8 protein-coding genes and 1 tRNA gene are annotated in these 6,630 nt (G+C 68.6%); 6 read left to right on the forward strand and 3 right to left on the reverse strand.

Annotated elements, in window-relative coordinates; all coding sequences use genetic code 11:
* Positions 1-19: 19 nt before the first annotated feature.
* Positions 20-655: an SDR family oxidoreductase gene (locus tag Ahu01nite_RS24525; RefSeq protein WP_203838962.1), complete on the forward strand. Its 636-nt coding sequence runs from the start codon at positions 20-22 to the stop codon at positions 653-655.
* A 323-nt stretch (positions 656-978) separates the two neighbouring features.
* On the opposite strand, the gene Ahu01nite_RS24530 is transcribed toward Ahu01nite_RS24525, so the two are convergent.
* Positions 979-1,050, reverse strand: a tRNA-Val gene (locus Ahu01nite_RS24530).
* A 58-nt stretch (positions 1,051-1,108) separates the two neighbouring features.
* A complete protein-coding gene (locus Ahu01nite_RS24535; protein WP_203838963.1) occupies positions 1,109-1,507 on the reverse strand; it encodes a TIGR02611 family protein in 399 nt (132 codons plus the stop codon).
* A gap of 335 nt (positions 1,508-1,842) precedes the next feature.
* Here Ahu01nite_RS24535 and Ahu01nite_RS24540 point away from each other — a divergent pair, with 335 nt between their 5' ends.
* The 4 genes from Ahu01nite_RS24540 to Ahu01nite_RS24555 all read left to right on the forward strand — a co-directional run bounded on the left by Ahu01nite_RS24540 (position 1,843) and on the right by Ahu01nite_RS24555 (position 4,304).
* A complete protein-coding gene (locus Ahu01nite_RS24540) occupies positions 1,843-2,274 on the forward strand; it encodes an SsgA family sporulation/cell division regulator (protein WP_203838964.1) in 432 nt (143 codons plus the stop codon).
* Positions 2,275-2,474: 200 nt separating this feature from the next.
* Positions 2,475-3,443: an AraC family transcriptional regulator gene (locus Ahu01nite_RS24545; protein WP_203838965.1), complete on the forward strand. Its 969-nt coding sequence runs from the start codon at positions 2,475-2,477 to the stop codon at positions 3,441-3,443.
* Positions 3,444-3,544: 101 nt separating this feature from the next.
* Positions 3,545-4,000 carry an RrF2 family transcriptional regulator gene (locus tag Ahu01nite_RS24550; RefSeq protein WP_203838966.1) on the forward strand — a complete coding sequence of 152 codons (456 nt, stop codon included), beginning with the start codon at positions 3,545-3,547 and terminating at the stop codon, positions 3,998-4,000.
* A gap of 118 nt (positions 4,001-4,118) precedes the next feature.
* The gene (locus Ahu01nite_RS24555; RefSeq protein ID WP_203838967.1) at positions 4,119-4,304 is read left to right on the forward strand and encodes a DUF4236 domain-containing protein; all 186 of its coding nucleotides are present in this window, start codon (positions 4,119-4,121) and stop codon (positions 4,302-4,304) included.
* On the opposite strand, the gene Ahu01nite_RS24560 is transcribed toward Ahu01nite_RS24555, so the two are convergent.
* Positions 4,299-5,201, reverse strand: a complete 903-nt coding sequence (locus Ahu01nite_RS24560) for a hypothetical protein (RefSeq protein ID WP_203838968.1) — start codon at positions 5,199-5,201, stop codon at positions 4,299-4,301. The genes Ahu01nite_RS24555 and Ahu01nite_RS24560 overlap by 6 nt on opposite strands.
* A gap of 114 nt (positions 5,202-5,315) precedes the next feature.
* Here Ahu01nite_RS24560 and Ahu01nite_RS24565 point away from each other — a divergent pair.
* Positions 5,316-6,630 (forward strand): fibronectin type III domain-containing protein (locus tag Ahu01nite_RS24565; protein WP_239159100.1); only part of this gene is annotated, 1,315 nt, incomplete at its 3' end.

Consider the following 6,630-nt stretch of genomic DNA (forward strand, 5'->3'; position numbering starts at 1 on the left):
CGATGCTGTGGAGGAACCAATGGAAGAAAACAACGTGGTGGTGGTCGGCGGCACCCGCGGCCTGGGACGCGCCGTTGCCGACGCGGCGCGCGAGGCCGGGGCACGGGTGACCGTCGTGGCACGGTCGGGTGAGGTCGCGGGTGACGCCGCCGACGAGGCGTTCGCCGACAAGGTCCTGGCCGAACACCGTCCCGGCCTGCTGGTGGTGACGGCCGGAGCAGTGCCGGTGATGAGGCCGCTGGCGGAGCACACGTGGGAGACGTTCTCCACTAACTGGAACGCCGATGTACGGATCGCGTTCGTCTGGCTGCGGGCGGCGATGCGGCTGCCACTCGCGCCGGGCTCCCGGGTGATCGTGTTCGGCAGCGCGGCCGAGTTGCACAGTGGATCCCCGCTCAGCGGAGGCTACGCGGGCGCGAAGGCCACGATCCGGATGATCACAGGCTATGCGGCCACCGAGGCCAAAGAGCTCGGCATCGCGATGACCACCGTACTGCCGACGATCACGCCCAACACGGGGGTAGGCGCGACGGCCATGGCCGCATACGGAAGAAAGAACGGTCCGACCCTCGAAGCCGTAGCCACCGCGGTCCTCGCCCTCCCCGCCGGCTCAGGAGCCTACGTATGGGAGGCCACCGCCCTACGACCACTCTAATCAACCCCGGGCCCGAGGCCGCGCCGCCCACCCGACCAGCCCCGGGCCCGCCCCCGACCAAGCCGCCTAGCGCAACAAGCAAACCAAGCGCAACGAGCAGACGAACCGCAAGCAAGCCGCCAAGCGCAACGAGCAAACGAAGCGCGAGCGAGCCGCCCAGCGCAAGCAAGCGAACGAAGCGCAAGCGAGCCGCCAAGCGCACACCCGTCAGTAGGGGGCGTGGGTGGCGAAGCCCCCACCCCGCGTAGGCCAAAGGCCACGCAAAACAAAACGAGACCGACCCGGCTCACGCTAACCGTGAGCAGAGTTCGGCCTCGGGATCGTGGGCGATACTGGGATCGAACCAGTGACCTCTCCGGTGTGAGCGGAGCGCTCTCCCGCTGAGCTAATCGCCCTCAACGGATCCGAACTCTACCGGACCCGCGGCTCGAAGCGCTAACCAGGGTCGGCGCGTCACTTGCCGGTGATGAAGTTCCAGATCAGGGACGCCAGGTCGATGCCCATGGTGAGCTTGACGGAGAGCCAGACGACCGCGCTGATGAAGATGAAGCCGGCCAGGCCGATGAGGGCTCTCAGGTGCAGGGGCTGCTTGAGGATCCAGTGGGTCCAGGCCTGGACGTGGCGGCGGGTGAAGTGGAGCAGGCGCTTGGCCCAGGTGAATTCGACGGCCCAGATGGCGAGGCCGAGGATCACGATCGCCCAGCCGGGGCCGGGGAACGGGATGAGGATGATGCCGGTCACTACGACCAGGGTGCCGAGGATGCCTACGCCGATTTTGAGGGCCAGGCGGCCGGTGGGGTTGGAGCGGATCCGGTCGAGGAAACCCGTGGGGTTGCCGGGGGAATCGGTCATCGGGTCAGTTGGGGGCATCTCGTTCACTTTCACCGGCAAAATCCCTGGCTCTCGCTCATTTCATCCCCCAGTGTTCCCTTCCCCCGTCACCGCCCGGGAGGAATGGACGTTACCGGAGTGAGTCAACTGCTGAACCACCCGACGCCGGGCGGATCCGAGCACCTGGGCAGAACAGGACAAGATACCGTTTAACGGTTTGTCCGGAGAGCTTATCGGAACCGTCTTCCCACTACTGGGTGAGATCAGCGTATGGCGGAGCGTAATGACAGGGATCACCTGAGTATGGGAAACGCGGGGTTCACCAGCCCCGCAGCGGTGCCGGGGGGAGTTCGTCCATGAGTACCATTCGTCCAACGACCGTCGAGGTCGAAACATCGCTGCGGCTCGTAGCGCCTGATGCCACGGCCCTGCCCGTGCGCGCCAGTCTTCGCTACGACCCAGCCGACCCGTACGCCGTCCACGTGTTGTTCCATGCAGAATCAGCCGGTGGGGAAGCCGTGAGCTGGTCCTTTGCACGGGAACTGCTCGTGACCGGGCTCGACGAGCCAGCGGGGATCGGGGACGTCCGGGCGTGGCCTTGGGTCACTCCGCGGGGCGACTTCATTGCCCTGGCGTTGTCATCACCCGATGGCAACGCACTGTTCGAAGTTCCACGCAGCGTTCTTGTCCGATTCCTCCGGCGCACCTATGTGGTGGTGCCGCGGGGCCGGGAGTCCGATCATCTGGACGTGGACGCCGCTGTCAACCGACTACTCGCCGGTCGATAGCAACACAGCTCGAAGAACAAAAGGGATTTACGGGGCGACCCGCGTGGATACTGCCGGTCCACGCGGGTCGCCTTTTTACGTACGAAAGAGAAGTCTCTTTTGTCCGTTTGAAAACTCAATTTCCGATACGTCAGCGAGATATCCACTGACCTCGGGAGTCACGCGTGCATCCCTGGTCAAGGCCCGATACGGTCGGCTCGATGGTCACCTCCGTTCAGCGCCCCACCAGGTCGGCGCCCGCGCCCCGATGGGCCGGCGTGGGCACCTGCACGCTGTCCGAGACCGACCTGGCCACCGCGCAGCCGCAGCCCCGCCGACTCCCCTACCACCTGCTCGCTCTGACCACCGCCGGTCACGGCACGGTCGAGATCGACTTCGAGCCGCACCGGTGCCGGCCGGGCACCCTGCTCTGGATCAGACCGGGTCAGGCCGTGCGCTTCGGCGTCGAGCCCGGACTCGACGCCACCCTGGTCAGCTGGAACAGGGACCTTCTGACGGCGGCCGAGGTGGCCGGCGTACCCATCGATGATCTTCCTGGCCCTTCGAACTGGCAGCTGGCCGGCGAGGATGAGGATGCCGTGATCACCGAGGTCGCGCAGCTGGGGGTGGACTGCGCCCGGCACTCGTCGGCCACGGGCGCGAAGGACCTCACCGCCGGACTGCTCCGGCATCAGCTCGCCGTCCTCGTGCTGCGGATCGCACTGCTGGCTTCGGGTACGGAAGCCGGTTCGATCTCCACCTCCGAGTCACGCACGTTCGCGCGTTTCCGGCGCGATCTCGAGGCCGGTCACGGCCGCAGCCGCCGCGTCGAGGACTACGCCGCGGGGATCGGCTGTTCCGTGCGGACGCTCACCCGCGCGAGCCTGGCGCTGACCGGACGGACCGCGAAACAGATCGTCGACGATCGGGTCGCGCTCGAGGCCCGCAGGCTGCTGGCCTGCACGGACATGTCGGTGGCGGAGATCGGGCGGCGACTCGGCTTCGGCGAGCCGACGAACTTCGGGCGGTTCTTCCACCGCGAGGTCGGGCTGAGCCCCGGCGCGTTCCGGGGCGAGTCCGGCTCCGCGATGCCGGCCGAGGTCGCCGACGACGTCGCCGACATCGGAGCCCGCATCCCGGCCCAACGACTGACGTCCAATGAGCCGGCCGCGGTCGAGCCGGCACCCTGACGCGACACCTGCGATCGGAGATTCACGCTCTGTGATGCCCGAATTCCCATAAATCCTGGGGTGCGCGAGGTGCTCCGGCGCGGAAGGGGCAGAATGGGGTGGTGCAGATCTCCGCGCGCGGCGACTACGCGGTACGGGCGGCGCTGAGCTTGGCCCACGCCTACCCGGCCCTTATGTCAGCCCAGGCCATCGCCCAGGACCAGAACATGCCCCGGAAGTTCCTCGAGGCGGTTCTGGCAGATCTGCGTCGCGCCGGGGTGGTCAGAGCGCAGCGCGGTGCCGAGGGTGGATACACGCTGTCACAGCCCCCACGCGACGTGACCATCGGTCAGATCCTGCGGGCGGTCGACGGTCCCCTCGCGGGCGTCCGTGGCCTGCGTCCGGAGGAGACTCAGTACACCGGCGCCGCCGAAAACCTGCCGAACCTCTGGGTCGCGGTGCGCTCCGCGGTGCGCGAGGTCGTCGACGAGGTCAGCCTCGCCGAGCTCATCAGCGGCCGGATGCCGGCCCACGTCCGCAAGCTCACCACCCGCCCGGACGCCTGGCAGCCCCGCTGATTCAGCCCGGCAGTCGCGCTGAATCAGTCTGGCGGCCCCGCTGATCAGGTAAGGGTTTCAGAAAATCGGACATCGGGAATCTGTGGGTCAACTGGCTCTTCCACGGAAGGACACCCCGATGGGCATCATGTACCGCAGTCGCAAGAAGTTCGGTCCCCTCATTCTGAACTTCACGCAGCGGGGCCTGTCGTCCTGGACCATCAAGATCGGTCGCTGGTCCTGGAACTCCAAGGCGAAGGCACACCGCGTTGACCTCCCCGGCCCGCTGTCCTGGAAGCAGGACAAGTCGAGCAGCAACTCATAACGAGATGACCACGTCTCCTCCGAGACGGCCCTGCTCCGGACGCCGGGTCACCGACCCGGCGTCCAGCAGCGCATGCACCACCCGCGTCGCATCCGACGCGCGGTAGACCGTCTCGGTGAGAGCGAAGGTTCGCAGCTCAGCGACGGTCACCGGCCCGGCCTGCCCGAGATGCGCGAGCAATTCCCGGCGCAACGGCCCGGGATGCGGTTCGAGCGAGATGTCGATCAGGTGCCGCTCCGGATCACCCGGATCGCGGTATCGGACGCCTGCGAACTCGTCCACCGCCCACAGCACATCCTTGAACGACTCGAGGCTCTTGCCGAGCGTGGTGGCGTACACGACGATGTCGGCCGGGTCATCGGAAACCGCGAGTTCCACCGCCGCGACCAGCGGAAACCCGGCCGTGTGCAGCGCTTCCCGGAAGTCCGGGACCGAAGACCCCGCCGGCAGGACAACGAGGATCTCCGCCGGCTTGCCGGTCGCCAGGGCCGCGAGCGTGGCCGGCGAGGGTGGCCCACTCGCGCTACTCGCATCCAGAAATCCCAGCATGGGTACGCGCAGAGCACCCGCAGCCTTCAACGCCACCCCGATCCGCTCGTGCGTCCCACCCCCGATGGTGAGGACAGTGAGCCCAGGAGCGGGCGGCAGCTTCCCCAGCCGTGCGGCGACGTCCCCGACCTCCGAGCCGACCGCGAGCATGGTCAACTCCCGCCCGCGAACCAGATCGGACTGCTCGGTGAACACCCGAAGGGCGGCCTCGGCAAGATCCGGGACGTCGTCGGCGTACCCGTGGACGTAGGCCGCCCGGCGCCCGCGGTGCAGCGCCTGGGGTGCCCAAGTTTCCAGATGGCGCACAAGAATTTCACGTTTGACGGCGGCAACACTGTCGGCGCTCATACCCGAGTTCTACAGTGTCCCCGCCCAGCAGCGACGGAAGGGCCGGAAAGAGTGACCCCGGTCCAAAGAGGTACGCGCCCCGGGACTTGTACCGACGGTGTCTAACCACGCACTATGAGGCACGTGCCACCTCCGCTCGCCGAACTGACCGCCCAGGCGCAGTCGCTGACCGCCGAGGGCGACCTCACCGGCGCCCGCGACGTCCTCGCCCCCGCCCTCGACCCGGCGGCAGCCGACCCGCGAGAGGCCACCCCCGACCTAGCCCTGGCCGCAGCCCTCCAGGCCCGCATCCTGATCGCCCTGGGCGACCCCCACGCCGCCCGCCTCTGGGCCGGCTTCGCCCACGCCGCCGAAGACCGCCTCCACGGCCCCGCCGACGAACGCACCATCGCCGCCGCAGCCACCCACGCCGCCGTCCTCCACAGAATCGGCAACCACGGCCGCGCCGCCCAGCTCTACCACAACCTCGTCGCCGAACTCATCACCCGCGAAGGCCCCCTCTCCCCCCGAGTCCTGGCCGCCGAAGCCGACCTGGCCACCGCCGAACACGCCGCCGGCCACTGCACCGCCGCCCGAGCCCGCCTCGAAGACGTCTGGACCCGCCACCGCGAGGTCTACGGCGACGCCTCCGCAGCCGGGATCAAAATGCTCGCCCGCCTCGGCGCGATGGAGCGAGAGTGCAACCGCACAGCCCAAGCCTCGGTCCACCTCGCCCTGGCCCAGGAACTCTGCGCCCGCTACCTGCCCGCTGATCACTCCCTCGCCCAGCAGATCGCCCGCCTGGCCGGCACCCCCGCCACCGGCCGCCACATCTGCGGCAGGGTCCAGCAATCCAACGGCCCCGCATCCGGCAACCCCACAACCGGCAACCCCACAACCGGCAACCCCGCATCCGGCACCCTCACCCGGCCTGCCGCCGGCTCTTCCGACGGTCCACCTGGTGCGCCCCTCGCAGGTCCCGGCGGCGGCTTGGTCAGCGGTCCTGCTGGTGCACCCCTTGCAGGTCCCGGCGGCGGCTTGATCAATGGTTCTGCTGGCGGGCCTCTCGCGGGGTCTGACGCGGGGCCTCATGCCGGTCGGGAACCGATGGCTCAGGGCGAGGACGGGCCACGAGGGGCAGCGCTGGGCGAGCCCGGCCGAGGCGAGCCTTATGTCACGCAACGCAGTTCGGGCGGTGTTACTGACGGTGTTACCCGGATGCCGGCAACCCTGGCCGATGCACACCCCGTAGTACGCCAGGAACGACGTCACGCCATCCCGGAGCAGAGAGCCGGCTCACAGGACAGGCCGCGCGACATCGGCGACCGGCTGGCCGCGCTGGACGGCCCGGCTACCACCCAGGCCGGACATGTGGCTGGTCAACGGAGCACGGGTCCGCAGGATGAGCTGGCCGCAGTCCCGCCAGGCGTGCTCGACAATCGGGGCACGA

The organism is Winogradskya humida, from assembly GCF_016862215.1.
Taxonomy (GTDB): Bacteria; Actinomycetota; Actinomycetes; order Mycobacteriales; family Micromonosporaceae; genus Actinoplanes; species Actinoplanes humidus.

Bases quoted from the DNA above. Each gene is read 5' to 3' on its own strand.
- Ahu01nite_RS24525 (WP_203838962.1), top strand. From the start codon at position 20: ATGGAAGAAAACAACGTGGTGGTGGTCGGCGGCACCCGCGGCCTGGGA.
- Ahu01nite_RS24535 (WP_203838963.1), bottom strand. From the start codon at position 1,507: ATGACCGATTCCCCCGGCAACCCCACGGGTTTCCTCGACCGGATCCGC.
- Ahu01nite_RS24540 (WP_203838964.1), top strand. From the start codon at position 1,843: ATGAGTACCATTCGTCCAACGACCGTCGAGGTCGAAACATCGCTGCGG.
- Ahu01nite_RS24545 (WP_203838965.1), top strand. From the start codon at position 2,475: ATGGTCACCTCCGTTCAGCGCCCCACCAGGTCGGCGCCCGCGCCCCGA.
- Ahu01nite_RS24555 (WP_203838967.1), top strand. From the start codon at position 4,119: ATGGGCATCATGTACCGCAGTCGCAAGAAGTTCGGTCCCCTCATTCTG.
- Ahu01nite_RS24560 (WP_203838968.1), bottom strand. From the start codon at position 5,201: ATGAGCGCCGACAGTGTTGCCGCCGTCAAACGTGAAATTCTTGTGCGC.